This window comes from Rhodococcus sp. TAF43 (assembly GCF_052113525.1).
Classification (GTDB): domain Bacteria; phylum Actinomycetota; class Actinomycetes; order Mycobacteriales; family Mycobacteriaceae; genus Prescottella.
Window position 1 is genome coordinate 1 of sequence record NZ_JBFRDL010000115.1, and the last position, 1,622, is coordinate 1,622.

General features: G+C 67.5%; 1 protein-coding gene. It reads left to right on the forward strand.

Annotation, left to right across the window (positions count from 1 at the left end; all coding sequences use genetic code 11):
- Positions 1–382: 382 nt before the first annotated feature.
- A complete protein-coding gene (locus AB4Z09_RS29020; protein ID WP_174914500.1) occupies positions 383–1,603 on the forward strand; it encodes an IS30 family transposase in 1,221 nt (406 codons plus the stop codon).
- The last annotated feature ends 19 nt before the right edge of the window (positions 1,604–1,622 follow it).

Genomic DNA, 1,622 nt, shown 5'->3' on the forward strand with positions numbered 1-1,622 from the left:
CTTGGGTTCACGCGGTCCTTGGGTTCACGCGGTCGTCGCAACACTCTCGATGTGAGGGGTTGCGGCGACCGTGTCGTTTTCGGAGGACTGTGCTCGGTTCGGTGATCGGTTGGTGGGTTTGGTTGATTCCGGTGTGTCGGTGAAGGATGCCGCGGCGGCGTTGGGGATTGCGCGGCAACGGTGTTACTCGATTCTGCGGGCGACCGGACGCCCCGCAGGTCGGTCGCGTGGCCCCCGCCGTGCGGTCGATCGGCGGCAGGTCGCGGCGGTGTTCACCGTGACCGGGTCGATCAACCAGGCGGCGAAGTCGTGCGGGGTGTCGCATTCGGTCGCCCGGCGGATCCTGGTGGCCGAAGGCCTGGCCGACGAGGCGAAGGCGCCGGTGGGCAAGGCGGAGGCCAGACGCCGGTTCCTCGAACTCGTCGGGTCGGGTTGGTCGGTCAGGCGTGCCGCCCGGGAGGTCGGGGTCCACGAACGCACCGGACGGGACTGGCGTGACGGCACCCGCAAGGTCGGCAACAAACGTATCCACCGCGACGGGACGGTCGTGGACTACGGCCGTGGTGCCCGATACTCGGTGCCTGTGACCACGCCTCGCGGGGCCGGCCCCGCCACGATCAGCGGCCGGTATCTGTCCTTGCCGGACAGGTTGGCGATCGCGGACGGGTTGTTGACCGGTCGGTCGTTGCGGGCGATCGCGGCCGGGATCGGCAAGGACGTTTCGACGGTCTCGCGGGAGGTCCGCGCCCGCAGTATCGCGGGAACGTATCTGCCCTATCAGGCCGACCGGGCCGCGGCGGCCGCTCGTGCCCGGCCGAAACAGTCCAAACTGGTCACCAGCCAGGTGTTGCGTGAGGCGGTGACCGACGGGCTGTCGCAGCGGTTGTCTCCCGAACAGATCTCGCACCGCCTGGTGAAGGACTTTCCGGACGACGAGAGCATGCGAGTGAGCCACGAAACGATCTACCAGGCACTGTATTTCCAGGCCCGTGGCGGCCTCAAACGTGAAGTGCAGCAGACGCTTCGGTCTGGGCGAGCGAGGCGGATACCGCGCCGCGCCCCGGATCGGCGCACCCACCGGTTCGTCGACCCGATGATCATGATCAGTGACCGGCCCGCCGAGGCCGACGATCGTGCCGTGCCGGGCCACTGGGAGGGCGACCTGATCATGGGTGAAGGCAACAAGTCCGCGATCGCCACGCTCGTCGAACGCTCCACCCGCTACACCATGCTGGTGCACCTTCCCGGCCGCCATGACGCCGAAACCGTCAGGGACGGGCTGGTCGCGACGATCTCGACCCTGCCGGCACACCTGCGGGGATCGCTCACCTGGGATCAGGGCAGCGAGATGGCCCGCCACAAACAGTTCTCGATGGCCACCGACATGGCGGTCTACTTCTGCGACCCCGCCAGTCCCTGGCAGCGCGGCACCAACGAGAACACCAACGGACTGCTGCGGCAGTACTTCCCCAAGGGCACCGACCTGAGCGTGTTCGGACCCGAGGACCTCGAACACGTCGCCCAGGAACTCAACGGCCGTCCACGCAAAACGCTCGACTGGGATACCCCAGCCGAGCGTCTGCGTGATCTACTTACCGCCTAAAACCAGGCAGTGTTGCGAC